The organism is Chryseobacterium oranimense (genome assembly GCF_900129755.1).
Lineage (GTDB): Bacteria > Bacteroidota > Bacteroidia > Flavobacteriales > Weeksellaceae > Chryseobacterium > Chryseobacterium oranimense.
In genome coordinates this window covers 1246300-1261826 of sequence record NZ_FQWT01000001.1, presented here as the reverse complement: position 1 = coordinate 1261826, position 15527 = coordinate 1246300, and the positions used below count along the sequence as shown (strand labels likewise).

General features: G+C 37.4%; 11 protein-coding genes. 5 read left to right on the top strand and 6 right to left on the bottom strand.

Features of this window, described 5'->3' with window-relative positions; translation table 11 throughout:
• Positions 1 to 567: 567 nt before the first annotated feature.
• From BUB03_RS05810 to BUB03_RS05785, 6 genes are all read right to left on the bottom strand, one after another.
• Entirely contained in the window at positions 568 to 2526 is a 1959-nt protein-coding gene (locus BUB03_RS05810; protein WP_073060992.1) for a T9SS type A sorting domain-containing protein, read from the bottom strand.
• Between the two features lie 243 nt (positions 2527 to 2769).
• Complete coding sequence (locus BUB03_RS05805) at positions 2770 to 4338, bottom strand: hypothetical protein (RefSeq protein ID WP_040997946.1); 1569 nt, start codon at positions 4336 to 4338, stop codon at positions 2770 to 2772.
• Positions 4339 to 4344: 6 nt separating this feature from the next.
• On the bottom strand, positions 4345 to 4917 hold the full coding sequence (locus tag BUB03_RS05800; protein ID WP_073060989.1) for a hypothetical protein: 573 nt from the start codon (positions 4915 to 4917) through the stop codon (positions 4345 to 4347).
• Between the two features lie 649 nt (positions 4918 to 5566).
• Positions 5567 to 7234, bottom strand: coding sequence for a ribonucleoside-diphosphate reductase subunit alpha (locus BUB03_RS05795; protein WP_262483350.1), 1668 nt, complete (start codon positions 7232 to 7234; stop codon positions 5567 to 5569).
• 45 nt (positions 7235 to 7279) lie between these two features.
• Positions 7280 to 7567 (bottom strand): hypothetical protein, encoded by a 288-nt coding sequence (locus BUB03_RS05790; RefSeq protein ID WP_073060987.1) that lies wholly within the window; start codon positions 7565 to 7567, stop codon positions 7280 to 7282.
• A gap of 113 nt (positions 7568 to 7680) precedes the next feature.
• A complete protein-coding gene (locus tag BUB03_RS05785; protein WP_040997941.1) occupies positions 7681 to 8655 on the bottom strand; it encodes a ribonucleotide-diphosphate reductase subunit beta in 975 nt (324 codons plus the stop codon).
• A 426-nt stretch (positions 8656 to 9081) separates the two neighbouring features.
• Between BUB03_RS05785 and BUB03_RS05780 the strand changes: the two genes are divergently transcribed.
• From BUB03_RS05780 to BUB03_RS05760, 5 genes are all read left to right on the top strand, one after another.
• Positions 9082 to 9771 carry an ABC transporter ATP-binding protein gene (locus tag BUB03_RS05780; RefSeq protein ID WP_040997940.1) on the top strand — a complete coding sequence of 230 codons (690 nt, stop codon included), beginning with the start codon at positions 9082 to 9084 and terminating at the stop codon, positions 9769 to 9771.
• Positions 9772 to 9870: 99 nt separating this feature from the next.
• On the top strand, positions 9871 to 11100 hold the full coding sequence (locus BUB03_RS05775; RefSeq protein WP_040997939.1) for an ABC transporter permease: 1230 nt from the start codon (positions 9871 to 9873) through the stop codon (positions 11098 to 11100).
• 116 nt (positions 11101 to 11216) lie between these two features.
• Positions 11217 to 12488: an ABC transporter permease gene (locus tag BUB03_RS05770; RefSeq protein ID WP_073060984.1), complete on the top strand. Its 1272-nt coding sequence runs from the start codon at positions 11217 to 11219 to the stop codon at positions 12486 to 12488.
• 112 nt (positions 12489 to 12600) lie between these two features.
• Positions 12601 to 13794 (top strand): efflux RND transporter periplasmic adaptor subunit, encoded by a 1194-nt coding sequence (locus BUB03_RS05765; protein WP_040997938.1) that lies wholly within the window; start codon positions 12601 to 12603, stop codon positions 13792 to 13794.
• A 136-nt stretch (positions 13795 to 13930) separates the two neighbouring features.
• Complete coding sequence (locus BUB03_RS05760) at positions 13931 to 15454, top strand: glycosyltransferase family 39 protein (protein ID WP_073060982.1); 1524 nt, start codon at positions 13931 to 13933, stop codon at positions 15452 to 15454.
• The last annotated feature ends 73 nt before the right edge of the window (positions 15455 to 15527 follow it).

Here is a 15527-nt window from a genome sequence, read left to right as displayed (position 1 = left end):
TACATTAATACTTTTTAAAATTGAAAAGGGTGGAAATGGATTATACTATATTCAGACTTTACAGTAACCAGTTGAATATTTTAAACTGATTTGTGTGCAGGATGTATATATCTTTAAATAATTGGTATGGAAAATTTTACAATTTAATGTTTGGTAGTAAAATCATTAGACATATAATAGATATTTTTTGTATGCTTCCTATTATAACATTAAATCAAAAACTTACGAACCAAGTCTGTCAATCTTATCTGTATTTTATAAAATACAAATGGTAGAGAAGGGATGTAGCGAAAAATTTAACTTCATAAGTGTGTGTTTTTTATTAATATAAAGGTAATAAAATATTTTATTAAAAGTGATTTTATTTTTTAACTATATAATAAATAATCTTTTAGAGAGCTAAGATCTATTTTTGATGGTCTTCTGCTTACCCGGATTTCATAGACAAAGTTTTAAAAAGTGTATTCTATAATATGGCCTTTTTATTAGAATAGACCTGTAGGGTTTCACCTGTAAAAAATAAAAACCATAGAAATTTCTATGGTTTTGCTTGTTAAAGATTTAGAATTAGTTCTTTATAATTTTCTTTACTACTACTTTTTTTCCGTCATTTATTTTCATGGTATAAACTCCGTTAGGATAGGCTGATAAATTCATTTTGACTGAATTCTGCTTGAAATTCTGAGTTGAAAGCAGTCTTCCCTGGCTGTCGAAAAACTGTATATTTTGAATAGTATTTGGGGATTCGACCTGAATGAAATCTTTTGTAGGATTAGGAGAAGCTATAATATCTGCTTTTTTTGGCAGGTTATCCACTGTACTTAAAACACTGCCTCCGCAATTAGAAGTAAAAGAAATATCTGGATAGGTGCTCTGCAGATCATTGAGTTGGGCAGCATCTACACACATAGACAGATTACTGTTGTTATTATAAATTGAGGTGTTTTCTATACAGCCGTTTTTAATATTTGCAAATGTAAGATCTGAGTTGCTGGTAAGGTCAAGCGAAGCAAGTGCAATGCAGTCCGATGCAATAAGTTCTGTGATTTTTGTATTGTCTATGGTTAAATTTTCAAGCGCTGTACACTGTAAAATGTTTAAAGTATTTAAAGACGAAAAATAAGGAGCTGGATAAGTATTAAGGTTTAAAGTTTGCAAAGCTGAGCAGTTCTGAAGATTTAAGCTTTTTAAATTAAAGTTTCCGTTGATCTGTAAATCAGTTAGTGTCGTACAGTTTTGGGCAGTGATACTTTGCAGGTCATAATGATCATAGCTTGAGTTGGGATGCATTACAACGTTTGATTTCAGAGTGGTAAGGTTGGGAAGATTACTTACATTCAAAGCAGTCATATACCCACATGAATTGGTAATGTCTATGTTTTGTAAAGCAGTTGCTGCACTGAAATTGACATTATTGGTGATGGGCTGGTTAAACGCTTTTAATATTTTAAGTTTGGGCAGGCCTGCAAGATTCAGAGAAGTTAAATCTCCGTAATAGGTTCCTGAAGTTGTATTATAAATATATCTGTTGTAGAACGAGCAGTCCAGCTCCTCTAAATTAATAAGTCCTGCTGTTGAAAAATTAATGGACGCAGAATTAAGTCCTTTTATTTTTCTTAAAGAAGTACAGCCATTCAGATTTACAGATGAAAAGTAAGCTCCTGAAGTATTGTAATGATCTGTGTCAGCAATAATCTCCTGGAGATTGATACAGTTATTGGCAATCAGCTCAATATTCTGGTTAATATAGTTTGGAGCAGATATTCCGTTATCTCCTAAAACAGATATTTTGGTGATTGTATTAAGGTTGGGAACAGATATTTTCTTTAGAAACTTACATGAATTGAATGTTAAAGTACTGATTCCTGAATTTTCAATATAGAGTTCTGTAAGCTCAGCCGAATCAACAATTGCCGTACTGTTAATTTGCGGACAGTTTTTTATCTTTAAAATATTTTCATCTGCCGACCAGGGATTCAGGGTACTTTGATAAGCAATTACATCGGTAATATTTTGGATCCCGGAACAGTTATCGAACGAAAGATTAATCGGAGAGGCAGTATAATCCCCCTGCTGGTTCATATTATAATAATATGGCCTTCCCTTTACCTTTTTTATTTTATTGTTATTTATAAAGCTGATATTGGCTGATTTTGTCGTCCAAAAATACAGTTCCTCTACATTTGGAAAAAGCAGAGCATCAGTTATTTCATCGGGTAAATGGCTGTTATAATAGGTTAGGTTTATATTATTTATATCGCTGGGATTACCATTGGGATCAATATACATCTGGTTCGGATCTTGTTTTACCGAAAGTATTTTTACCTGCTGCGCTTCGGAAACCTGGATTTCTCCGTCTTCGTTTGCATCTACAGCAATAGAGTTGCCGCTAATGTCTTTGGCAATATTATTACCTGAGTTGGAGCTTAGGATTAAAGCTTTAAATTTTGAATCTGCAAAGTTCAAGTTTTGAGAGTAAGCCATAGAAAAACAGCTTACCAATGAGATGGTAATAGTTTTTTTCATTTGTTTGTGTTTTATAATAAAATTTAAGCTTCCAAAAATAATTTTTTTTTTGATCCCATCCTATTTTGTTAGCTATTTAAAGTGAATTCATCTATTTGATAAAAATTTGTAGGCTGCAGGTAATGATTTTATGTTATTTATTATACCCAAACCTTTTTAGGGAGAAAATAATACTCCAATAAAACACAACACCATAGAAATTTCTATGGTGTTGCTAAGCCTTTTATTATTTGAATTATTCTTTTATTTTACTCCTTGCGTTACCATTCTGTTTGAAATCACAGAATAGACACATCCGGTAGTTTTTAAATTGACTGTGATCGTTGCAGGAACAGATCGGTAAGCGGTATCACCGTAAGGTTCAATAATTTTTCCGTTTGAATCTTTTACAGTTCTTCCCTTTACTGTGTAAGTCATTGTTGCGGTTCCTGTGAATCCGCTTGAAGGATTAAAGGTAACAATTCCTGTAGATTTATTATACGTCCAGGTTCCCTGAGGAGTTACTTTTTTACGATACAGAGTAAGATCCGTATCACTGTTTTTTGTAAAACTGAAAGTAGAATAGTCTATATTGGCACTGCTTCCTGTAGGCGGAGTGGTGATGCTGATAGGGCCTTTGTAAGCGATATCATTATTGAAAACCGGAATATTGACCGGCTGGAACTTACAGGTAGAAGTCACATCATCGTTGGTAACAGCGGCATACGGAAGAGTAAGCTTTACATTTCGGATGATATGCTGCTGATATGCTGCTCCTGTAGATGCTGCAAAACCAAGCTTTAAAAAAGCCGGAACGGTTGCATTCAGGGTTTGGTCGGTAGGAGTTCCTTCCGTGTTTGAAGTGTTGAAATCAGTTATTTGCGGATTTGCATTTTCACTATATGGAACCGAGGTTTTGTAGTGGTAATAATTAATTACATTGATCGGTGTCCCATTTTGAGTAGTCTGAATATCCACTTTTATATCAAATCCATCCGTTGTAGTTGACGTGATAAAATGCGGGATCAGGTCAAGATATACTTTTCTGAATTCTCCGGCATTATTTCTGAGGTCAAAAAGTGACGGTAAGGTATTTGAAGTGGGCAGATAGCTTCTGTCGCTCTGCAGGATCCGGCCTACTGCTCCGGTATTGCTCAGTGTTGTGCGGGTAACCAAAACCGGATATCCTGTAAATCCGTCTCCTAAACCATTTGAATTGATAACCGCACCTTTTGCTCCTCTTAAAGTGACATGGCTTGTTCCCTGCCCCCAGGTTACTCCTGAAATACCATTCACTCTGGAATCCCCTTGAAAACGTTTGGATTTAAAGTTTCCGAACTCATCCAGTGCTATCCCCAGATAGGCTCCTGTTAAACCGGCTTTTCTTAAACTGGCATACGTATTCATTGCCCTGTTGTAAGAATATCCAAGTCCGGCACCCGCAGCTCCGATAACAGGGTTGGTTACAGCTCCGTCATATAAGAAAAAAGATAGTCCATCTCCGTAGGTACCACTTAGCGGAGCCCCGTTTTTCATATCATATTCAAATTCTACGTGAAGGCCGTTTACAGATGTAAAAGTTCTTCCGTTGATAAACAATCCCCCGAACTGGCTTGAGGTGGCGGGAGTAAGCTGCACGCCTGTAGCGGTATGTGAGGCATTTCCCTGTATCGAAAGTTCAGATGCCGAAGAAGCATTCATTAGTGAACTTGAATAGGAATAAAACCCGTAAATACTTGCTACTTCTGTACTGTCTGTCTGTGCATACACAAAGTTGGTAAGCAGAACGAAAACCAGGCTCATCAAAGACAGCCCTTTAAAATTCTTTTTCATGACTGCTTATTTTACAACAAATACAATGTTGATGAAAGATGCTGAAGTAGCATTTGATAATACGTCATAATTCAATACACCTGTGTTGCTGATGCTGTTTATTTTGAAAACAGAAGCGTCATATCCCGTTACATAGTAGTGTATATCTGTTGCATTAGGGAAAAACGGAATCGTTGCCGGAGCTGATGTGCTTCTTGCATTTGCAGGTACATTCGAGAACTGATTTTTATACAGTGTATAAAGATCTTTTGTCTGTCCTGTTGCAGGAGTAGTTGTATCAAAAACTACGCTTGGCATATAGAAAAACTTGGCTACATACGGAGAAAGGCATACCCAGTCCGGAGCTGCGGGAGTTCCTACATTCTGACTGATACATTTTTTGTTGGTATCAAAGATAACCAGTCCTGTTGCAGGATTAGTAACGGATGAAAGATTGCTGATTCTAGGTAAAAGAACTCCTTTAGAGGTACTTGTAACGTCTAAAACAGAGCTTTGGTCAGGAGTTGAAGTGTTAATACCCACCTGAGCAGTAATGGTACAAAAAGCCATTACCAAAATTAAAGTGATAATCTTGTGCATTTTCGAAATAATTTTTTTTGTGTTCTGTACTATTAGCAAACTTCTTGCCAATAGTAAATTAATTGTTTAAAACCCGTATTTTATTTATTTTATATTATTTACGAGGTTTTTTTGTGTTTGGTTTTTAATTTAAATATTTATTTTAAATTAAAAATTCATCATTTGGTGATTTGTGGATGTGTTTTTGTGTGTTTTTGTGTTTTTATTTTTTATTCATTCATTTGATATTTCTTGTTTTTAGTTGTGTTTTTTTTATAAATATATTATATTTTTTATAGTAACATAAAGTGCATTATGTTGATTTATTTGGTGTTTTATTTGTAAATATTTAAATTTAAAATAATATGTTATTAGTTTATTGATGTCATATCAATTTTTGCGGTTAATATTATATCAATAAACATTTTATTATTAAATTTTTGGCAAATTTATATAAAATTGCGCTATAATTTTTATTAAAAGGCTGTATTTTAGAAACTTGATTCACTGCTCAGGGAATGAGGTGCAAGTATTTTCAATGTCAGTGGAAGATGACGGGTATTTTTAAATTTCATAATTAAAACGTTAAAAATTGTTAAAATTTCAATTATGAAAAAAAGCACGCAGAAAGCGTGCTTTTAACTATTGTGATGTTTATTATTTGTACGTGTTATGCCTCACAAGCTGAACAGGTTACAAAATTCACCATCATTTCTTTGGAAACGGATGAACTTCTCTGGTAATAAAGGGTTTTCACACCTTTCTTCCAGGCCTCGATATAAAGGTAATTTACATCTTTTACAGGCATTGTAGAAGGAATCTGTAGGTTCAGGGACTGCGCCTGGTCAATATATTGCTGTCTTTGAGCAGCCTGAGAGATAATTTCCATCGGAGAGATCTCTTTAAATGTTTTGAATACTGCTTTCTCTTCGTCTGTAAGCTCTTTAAGGTGCTGTACAGAACCGTGATTAAGCATGATCGTTCTCCATGTTTCTTCGTTGTCAAGACCTTTTTCTTCCAGTAATTTTGCTAAATATTTGTTCTTACGCATAAAGTTTCCTTTCGCAAGACCGGCTTTATAATAGTTGGAAGCAAACGGCTCAATTCCCGGAGAAGTTTGTCCTAAGATCGCAGAGCTTGAAGTAGTAGGAGCAATAGCCATTGTTGTGGTATTTCTCAATCCGTACCCTTTCAGTAATTCCGGTTCACCATAGATGTTGGCAAGCTCTCTTGAAGCGGTTTCCGCCTGTTCTTTGATGTGTCTGAAAGCTCTTGCATTGAACTGAGTAGCTTCAAAACTCTCAAAAGGAATCATATTTTTCTGTAAATAAGAATGATATCCTAAAACTCCCAATCCAAGGGCTCTGTGACGCAATGCGAAGTTTCTTGCTCCCTGCAGGTAGTAGTTTCCTTCTGTTTTTTCGATAAACTCGGTTAAAACAGCATCCAGGAAGTAAACAGCGAGTTTTACGGCATCTGTATCTTTCCATTCGTCATACAATTCCAGGTTCATGGAAGACAGACAGCAGATAAAAGATTCTTCTCTTGTAGAAGGAAGCATGATCTCAGAGCAAAGGTTACTTGCATTAACAGGCATTCCAAGGTCTTTATAAACCTGCGGTTTGTTTCTGTTCACATTGTCGGTAAAGAAAATATATGGAAGGCCTTTCTGCTGGCGGCTTTCAAGAACTCTTGCCCAGATCTTACGCTTGTCCATATCTCCATCGATCATATCCTGCATCCAGTAATCAGGAACGCAAATTCCTGTAAATAAGTTCTGGATCGGGCTTCCGATATCTTTAATGGATAAAAATTCTTCAATATCACCGTGGTCGATATCCAGATAAGCGGCAAATGCCCCTCTTCTAACACCTCCTTGAGAAACTACGTCCATTGCAGTGTCGAATAATTTCATGAACGAAACCGCTCCTGAGGATTTTCCGTTATCTGTTACAGCAGTTCCTCTGTTTCGCAGTTCTCCGAAATATCCTGAAGTTCCACCGCCGATTTTTGTCTGCATGATTACTTCACCCATTTTGTGGGTAATTCCTTCAATGCTGTCCGGAATGTGCACGTTGAAACATGAAATAGGAAGACCTCTCTGCGTTCCCATATTCGCCCAGACAGGGGATGAGAAGCTGATCCATCCTTTGGTGATCATTTCTTTGAAAGCAGGTTGTAATTCTGGCTTGTATAGTTTTTTTGCAGCAGCAGTAGTGATTCTGTCGATGGCTCCGTCCACAGTTTCTCCTTTTAACAGATAGCCTCTGTTCAGCATCTGCTCAGACTCTTCATTGAGCCACCATATATTTGTATTTTGTTCTTCCATAGATGTTATATTTTCGAATTCCGGGGCAGTTTTTATACTCCGGAATTTTGTTGCTTATATTGATTGTAATATTTCCACTTTGTGCGTACCGTTCAGGCCGCTTTCATCTCTTAACCGCTGAAATTCTTTAAAAGAAGGTGTGTTTAAAACCTCATGCTGAACTTCTTCATTGATATAATTTGAATAATGTAAAAAAGTAACACCGTCTTCTTTTACATAAACTTTATACTCAAATGTTTCCTGATCCAGGTTTTTGAAATCTTCCAGAAACTTTTGAATATGGGTTTTGTTTTCTGAAACGTAGTCAGGGTTTACGGTGTAGGTTACAATTACATTGATCATTATTGTACATTAAGCTATTTTAATGAATTTATTAAATAATACTTCGGCAAGCTGAGCATGACATTGCTAATACTAACTGTTTTGCCGCTCGCTTCGCTCGCGCTTTTCCTGATTTAAAACAAATCGTTCGCCGTAATACTCTTATCGTGTTTCGTGTAATCCACCGGTCTTTTTGCGAAGAAATCGTCCATAGAGTTTGCGAAAACTTCCTCTTCAAACCATTTCATTGGACGGTATTGCTCAGGGGAAACGTTGTAACGGGTTTCCATGTTGATTTTCTTTAAGCTGTCGTCTACACGGTACTTCATAAAGTTCAGAAGGTCTTCTTTGGAGAAAACGCTTAGTTCTCCTAACTCAAAGATCCAGTCAAGGATTTCACCTTCCAGCTCGATGGACTGATCTACCAATGTGTAGATGTCTTCGATATCTGAATCTGTTAACAGATCCGGCTGTTCTTCACGGATTTTATTGATCAGGTAGATTCCTGCATTGGCGTGGATCTGTTCGTCTACAGAAGTCCAGGCAATGATATTGGAAACATTCTTCATAAATCCTTTGAATCTTGTGAAAGAAAGGATGATGGCAAATTGTGAGAAAAGCGATACGTTTTCAATCAGGATGCTGAATAATAAAAGAGAAGAAACGTATTCTTTCGGCGTAGTGGAATTGGCGTGCTTCAGTACATTGGACAGGAAGTCAATTCTCTTTTTCACGGCAGGAATTTCCACAACATAATTAAATTCTTCATTATATCCTAAAACCTCCAACAGTCGGGAATAGGCTTCCGAGTGGCGGAATTCACATTCTGCAAAAGTAGCTCCAAGCCCGTTAAGTTCAGGTTTTGGCAAGTGGTTGTATAGGTTTCCCCAGAATGTCTTTACAGACACCTCGATCTGTGCAATCGCTAAAAGTGCGTTTTTCACAGCATGTTTTTCGTGTGGCTCCAACTGTGAATGAAAATCCTGAACATCTGCAGTAAAATCCACTTCCGAATGTACCCAGAACGATTTGTTGATCGCCTCTACAAACTGAAGAACCTCAGGGTATTCAAATGGCTTGTAACTTACTCTTTTATCGAAAATTCCCATATTTAAAATATCTTTAAAATTAAATAATTTGCATCACTGTGGATAACTTTGAAGCAATGCTTAACTTGTTGTATGTTTGGTATTTACATATGAAACATATTCACATTGACTGGTGTCGGTTTCTTGTAAAGAACTAATGACAAAGTTCGAAAAAAAGAAACGATTTTGAAAGGGGTAAATACTAATTGGCTGAGTTTTAACTGTAAAAGTTTTCCACATTTACATGAAACCAGCACAGATAATGGCTTACGGAGGGTTACAGGCAAAAAATGAATGAAAAATTCAAGTTACAGTTAAACACTTGTATGTAATGTATTACTAATAAAGGATTAATGAGTTAAACAATAAAATATTCGAATAAATTATTGTTCTTGTAACAAATTGAAAATATCATCTACTTATTGGGTATAAAACAAGCATCACTTAATGTTAGTAATTCAGGATTTACATAAATCATACGACACAGGAAAAAGCAAGCTGCACGTTCTGAAGGGAATTAATCTTAATATTTCCGAAGGCGAGTTTGTCTCCATTATGGGTAGTTCCGGTTCCGGAAAATCCACACTTCTTAACATCATAGGTATTCTGGATGAAAAAGATTCAGGGACTTATGAATTGGATGGTGTACCGATTGAGCATCTGTCTGAGGTGAAAGCCGCAGAGTACAGAAGTAAGTTTCTGGGCTTTATTTTTCAGTCTTTCAACCTGATCAACTACAAAACAGCCCTTGAAAATGTAGCCCTTCCTTTATACTATCAGAATGTTCCCAGGAAAGAACGTAACCAAAAAGCATTGGAATACCTTGAGAAAGTAGGTCTCGGACAATGGGCAGGCCATCTTCCCAATGAACTTTCGGGAGGACAGAAACAGAGAGTAGCTATTGCAAGAGCTCTGATTACAGATCCTAAGGTCGTTCTTGCCGATGAACCAACCGGAGCACTGGATTCCAAGACAACACACGATATTATGAAACTTCTCCAGGATATCAATAACGAGGGAAGAACCATCATTGTAGTAACCCATGAACCTGATGTAGCTGCACAAACGAAAAGAAATGTGATCCTGAAAGATGGCATCATAGAAAGTGATGAGTTTATTAAGCAGATTGTTTTGTAAATGTGCTGATTTTAAAATTTGATAATGAGATAATTTGAAAATTTAGAGCCTACTGTTTTTAATCTTTAAATTTTTTCAATCTTTTAATACCAATAAAAAATGTTTGACCTAGATCGTTGGCAGGAAATATTCAGTTCTATCCGCAGTAATGTATTGCGGACAGTGCTTTCGGGGTTTACGGTGGCTTTGGGGCTGTTTATTTTTGTTGTTCTTTTCGGGATAGGAAGAGGACTTCAGAATGCCTTTACCGAAGGTTTTGCAAGAGATGCACAGAATCTTATCACGATACTTACGGGTAAAACCACGATAGCTTATAAAGGACTTCAGTCTGACAGGACAGTCACAATGGATAATGATGACTATAATTTTCTGATCAATACCGACAAAGAAAAAGTAGGGGATGCCAGTCCAAGATACACCACCAACTTAATGGTGAAATACGGGAAAGAAAGCGGAACTTACCAGATCAACGGAGCAGAACCCGGGGAGCAGGTTATTGAAAACCGAAAGATGATTGACGGACGCTATCTTTCGCCGATGGACCTTGAGAGAAAGCTGAATGTAGCTGTAATCGGGAGAATGGTTCAGCGTGACCTGATCAAAAACGGAAGCCCGGTAGGAAAGGACCTCAATATCAATGGAACCATGTTCAAAGTTGTAGGCGTTTTTTCCGATGATGGAGGCGACTGGGATGAAAGACATATCACGGTTCCCATTACCACCCTTCAGCAAATGAAAAAAGGTTCTGATACAGTATCTACCACATTTATTGCCTACAACGAAAAGCTAACCCCTCAGGAAGCCATTAAATATGGTGACGAGCTGAAAGATAGGTTAAAAGCAAGAAAAAACGTTGCCCCTGACGATGAAAACGGGGTCCGCGTCTGGAATAATGCCCGGAATATGAACGAGACCTTTCAGTTTATGGCAGTCCTTACCCTTATTGTAGGTTTTATCGGGCTGGGAACATTGCTGGCAGGGATTATCGGGATTAGTAACATCATGGTTTATATCGTAAAAGAAAGAACCAAGGAAATAGGTGTCCGAAAGGCAATTGGTGCCAAACCCAGAAGTATTGTTGCCCTTATTGTTCAGGAAAGTGTTGTGATAACAGTAATTTCAGGAATTATAGGAGTTGCCGTAGGAGTATTGGCACTTAGCTTAATAGGAGACAGCCTTGAAGAATATTTTATTAAAAACCCTAGCGTAGGATGGGGAACCATTTTTATGGCATTTATAGCACTGGTATGTTCAGGACTTATTGCAGGATTTGTTCCGGCATACAGGGCTTCAAGGATTAAACCGATAGAGGCACTGAGAACGGAATGATGATGTGTTAATGTGAAGGATTGGTTGATCCGAAGATGAAATGATAAAACGAATCAAAACATCACTTATCATTCATCAATGATCATTTATAATAATAAAACTTATAACTCAAAGAAGTGAACATTTTATTTAAAAAAGATACGTGGCAGGAAATTTATTATTCACTGAGGAATAATAAGCTTCGGACGTTCCTTACCATGATTGGTGTGGGCTGGGGAATGTTTTTGTATGTGAGTCTTCTTGGAGCTGCAAAAGGGATGGAAAACGGTTTTGATAAATTATTTTCCGGATTTGCCACCAACTCCATTTTTCTTTGGGCTCAGAAAACCTCCATTCCATACGACGGATTTCCTAAAGGAAGAGAAGTGCATCTCAATCTGTCCGATATGGAAATGCTGAAAAGAAAAGTGACTGCCATAGACTATATCTCACCGCAAAATGCAAGAGGAAGCTTTACCGGTACGCCAGGAGAATCCATGTCGAGAAATGGTAAAAACGGAACCTATTCTCTTACCGGAGACTATTCGGTAGGGAATAAAATCTCTGAAAAGAAACTTATTTTCGGGCGTTACATTAATGATGCGGATGTTCAGGGAAATAAAAATGTGGTAGTTATTGGAGAAGAGATTTATAAGAATTTTTTTGATGCCAAGAAAAAAGAAGATCCCGTTGGGAAACAGGTTAATATAAAAGGGATATTTTTTAATGTGATCGGTGTTTTCAGAGTAAAAAAGGGCGGTGGATTTGAAAACGACAGAACTGCTTTTATACCTCTTTCAACCTATACAAAAATGTATAATGCCGGAGAACAGATTGATATGTTTGCGATTGTGAGCAAACCCAATGCTAACGTCAACGGAGTGGAAGAAGATGTAAAACAGGTCCTGAAGAATAAAAACAAAGTATCTCCGGAAGATACCAATGCCTTCGGAAGCTTCAACCTTGGAAAAGAATTTAAGAAACTTACAGGTTTTCTTACGGGAATGCAGCTTTTAACGATTATTGTAGGAACGCTTACCATTCTTGCAGGAGTTATCGCCATCTCAAATATCCTTCTGATTACCGTAAAGGAAAGAACCAAAGAAATAGGAATACGAAGAGCTTTAGGAGCAAAGCCGGCTGAAGTAAGAAACCAGATTCTTCTGGAAAGTGTAGTGATTACGCTGTCATCAGGAATTCTCGGGTTTATGTGCGGAATTTTTGTCCTCATTATTTTAAATGTAGTAACCCAGAATCAGGACGATTTTCCTTTCTACAACCCGACCGTAAATTATGGAAACGTATTCGGTGCCATGGCTGTGATGGTGATCCTTGGCCTGATTATCGGGATGATCCCGGCACAGCGTGCAGTAAAAATCCGCCCGATTGAAGCACTGAGGTCAGAGTAATAACGGGATGATATTAATTTGAAAAATTTAAAATGACGATTTGTTTAAATTTTTTAATCATTAAATATTTAAATAAACTAATAACCTTTAATAGTAAAAATAAACTAGATATATGAAAAAGAAATTCACTTGGAAAAAGGCCATTTATATTGTACTCGGGCTTTTATTTGCAGTGGCGTTGTTCTCCGGGATCGGGTATCTCGTGAAATCAAATTCTAAACAGAGTGAAGCTTTCCTGACCAGAAAACCAAAGTACCAGGATATGGAAGACAAGGTAATGGCTACAGGAAAAATTATTCCGAAAGAAGAGATCGAGATCAAACCTAATATTGCAGGAATCATCGATAAGATTCTGGTAGATGAAGGAGATAAGGTAGAAGCAGGACAGCTGATTGCAACCGTGAGAATCATTCCTAATATTGCTGATGTAAACAATGCTCAGCAGGAAGTAGTGAATTCCCAGCTGCAGATCAGCAATGCTAAAATGAATGTGGATAACATGCAGAAGCAATATGCTATGCAGGAAAAACTGTATAAGCAAGGTGTTATTTCCAAGCAGGAGTATTTAAACTCGCAGCAGCAACTGTTTTCACAGCAGCAGGCCCTTAGAAATGCCAATCAGCAGCTGGCTACCGCTCAAAAAAGATTACAGATTGTAAAAACGGGAGCTACCCCTGAACTTCAGGGTCTTGCAACAACACAGATCCGTTCCAAAGCAGCAGGTACCGTTCTTGAGGTTCCTGTGAAAGTAGGAAGCCAGGTAATTGAAGCCAACTCGTTCAATGCAGGAACAACAATCTGTTCCATTGCGGACCTTAATTCTTTGATCTTCCAGGGAGAAATTGACGAAGCCCAGGCCGGAAAGCTGAAGCAGGGAATGGATATGAAAATCGTAATCGGAGCCCTTCAGAACAAAACGTTCCCGGGAAAGCTGACGATGATCGCCCCTAAAGGAAAAGATAATCTCGGAACCATAAAATTCCCGGTGGAAGGGGATGTGAACAACCCTAACAACGAATACATCAGAGCAGGGTTTTCTGCCAATGGTGAAATTGTGCTGAAATCTGAGAAAAATGCATTGCTGTTGGACGAATCCCTTATTCAGTACGAAAAGAAAAACGGTAAGGACACCCCTTTCGTAGAAGTGAAGCAGCCTGATGGAAAATTCAAAAAAGTATATGTGAAATTAGGTGCCAGCGATGGAATCAATGTTCAGATCCTTTCAGGAATCACCAAAGACTCTGAAGTGAAAGTCTGGAACCCTTCCGATAAAGATAAAGAAGAACTTAAAGAAAAGAAAAAATAGTAAACCATCACTATATATTTAAACTGTATGATCCCGGGAAAACTTTCCCGGGATTTTTTATTGACGAAACCGATGTAATGAATATTTTTAATAAATTGTCTTAAAATAGAATAATAACCGTACAACATCATAGCTGATGAAGAAAAACTACCTCCTTCTCATTTTCTTTATAATTGCAAAATTCATCCTTCAATACTCCCTGATCAGCCCTGAATACGAACTTCACAGGGACGAATACCTGCATCTGGACCAGGCTAATCATCTTGCATGGGGATATCTTTCTGTACCTCCTGTGAATTCATGGCTGGCGTGGCTTATTAAATTACTCGGAGGGTCCGTATTCTGGGTAAAATTCTTTCCTGCTCTTTTTGGAGCGCTCACCCTTGCTGTCGTATGGAAAATCATTGAAGAGCTTCAGGGAAGCTTGTATGCTAAAATCTTAGCCTCAACCGGTATCTTACTCTCCGTACTTCTCCGGATCAATATGCTTTTTCAGCCTACTTCCCTGGAAATCCTGCTGTGGACACTTATGTATTATATGCTGATCCTGTATTTTAATTCAGAAAAAGTAAAATGGCTTTATAGCGCAGCCGTAGTTTTTGGAATAGGTTTTCTGAATAAATATAATATAGCTTTTTCCGTGCTCGGACTGATTCCTGCTATCCTTCTGTCCAGACAAAGAAAAATTTTTCTTCAGCCTCATCTTTACGGTGCTGCTTTGGTTGCTGTATTAATCATGCTTCCTAACCTGATCTGGCAATATAAATTCGACTTTCCGGTTGTTTCGCACATGAAAGAACTTTCAGAAAGACAGCTGGTGCATGTCGACAGGTTTGATTTCTTTAAATCACAGGTCCTTTTCTTTATAGGCTCTCTGTTGGTAATTATTGCCGGCTTTTATGCGCTGCTGTTTTATAAACCGTTTGAGAAATTCAGATCCTTCTTTTGGGCATATGTTATAACTATTGCCTTGTTTTTATTTTTCAGGGCTAAAGATTATTATGCTGTTGGACTTTATCCGGTTTTCATAGCGTTCGGTGCTGTTTTTCTGGCGCATATCTTTGATAAAGGCTGGAAGAAGTTTCTTAAACCGGTTTTTATCCTTATTCCTGTTCTTCTGTTCCTGCCTTTGTATAACCTGGCTTTTCCCAATAAAAGGCCGGAATATATAGTCAGCCATCCTGAAAAATATAAGAAAATGGGACTGCTCCGCTGGGAAGATGGTAAAGACCATCTGCTGCCCCAGGATTTTGCAGATATGCAGGGATGGAAGGAACTTGCGCAGAAAGTTGATAAAGAATATTCCATGCTTTCCGGAAGTGGCAGGACTTTAGTGCTTTGTGATAATTATGGGCAGGCAGGAGCTATTAATTACTATTCCCAAAAAGGAGTAAAGGCAGTTTCTTTTAATGCAGATTATATCAATTGGTTTGATCTTGGTAAAAAATTTGATAACCTGATCCGTGTAAAAGAAGCTTCCACTGAAGATAATGAACTGAAAGAAACAGGTCCTTATTTTGAAACCTCCAAAGTAGCAGATTCTGTTGTCAATAGATTTGCCCGGGAAAAAGGAACCACTATTTTCAGCTTTAAAGGAGCGAAAATTGATATCCGCCCCAAAATTGCGGATGAAATCAAAGAAGTGAAGAACAGATATTAATAAAATAACAGCTGATTTTAAAGTTTTACAGGTTAAAGTAAGCTGATTCGGTTTGATAGTTTCAACCAACTAT

Excerpts from the sequence above, each read along its gene's own strand:
- BUB03_RS05760 (WP_073060982.1), top strand. The coding sequence starts at position 13,931 with ATGAAGAAAAACTACCTCCTTCTCATTTTCTTTATAATTGCAAAATTC.
- BUB03_RS05765 (WP_040997938.1), top strand. The coding sequence starts at position 12,601 with ATGAAAAAGAAATTCACTTGGAAAAAGGCCATTTATATTGTACTCGGG.
- BUB03_RS05785 (WP_040997941.1), bottom strand. The coding sequence starts at position 8,655 with ATGGGAATTTTCGATAAAAGAGTAAGTTACAAGCCATTTGAATACCCT.
- BUB03_RS05805 (WP_040997946.1), bottom strand. The coding sequence starts at position 4,338 with ATGAAAAAGAATTTTAAAGGGCTGTCTTTGATGAGCCTGGTTTTCGTT.
- BUB03_RS05800 (WP_073060989.1), bottom strand. The coding sequence starts at position 4,917 with ATGCACAAGATTATCACTTTAATTTTGGTAATGGCTTTTTGTACCATT.
- BUB03_RS05790 (WP_073060987.1), bottom strand. The coding sequence starts at position 7,567 with ATGATCAATGTAATTGTAACCTACACCGTAAACCCTGACTACGTTTCA.
- BUB03_RS05780 (WP_040997940.1), top strand. The coding sequence starts at position 9,082 with ATGTTAGTAATTCAGGATTTACATAAATCATACGACACAGGAAAAAGC.
- BUB03_RS05775 (WP_040997939.1), top strand. The coding sequence starts at position 9,871 with ATGTTTGACCTAGATCGTTGGCAGGAAATATTCAGTTCTATCCGCAGT.
- BUB03_RS05810 (WP_073060992.1), bottom strand. The coding sequence starts at position 2,526 with ATGAAAAAAACTATTACCATCTCATTGGTAAGCTGTTTTTCTATGGCT.